1 tRNA gene is annotated in these 235 nt (G+C 52.8%); it reads right to left on the bottom strand.

From position 1 onward, the window contains the following. Nucleotides 1-85: 85 nt before the first annotated feature. Nucleotides 86-162: transfer RNA gene (locus tag ACW9I6_RS32475), tRNA-Ile, on the bottom strand. Between the last annotated feature and the right edge of the window lie 73 nt (nucleotides 163-235).

The raw sequence follows: 235 nt of genomic DNA, 5'->3' as shown, positions 1-235 counted from the left end.
AACCGTTGACCTCCTGCGTGCAAGGCAGGCGCTCTCCCAGCTGAGCTATGGCCCCGTATTTCTACAGGCGTTTCCCACACAAAATTGGTGGGTCTGGGCAGATTCGAACTGCCGACCTCACCCTTATCAGGGGTGCGCTCTAACCAACTGAGCTACAGACCCAATTTCGGGCTGCTTCTTTATCGTCTTCTTCAATGAATCAAGCAATTCGTGTGGGAACTTATGGAGCAGCTGA

It is taken from the genome of Pseudomonas sp. SDO5522_S412, from assembly GCF_054071215.1.
This window is presented reverse-complemented; position numbering and strand designations above follow the sequence as displayed.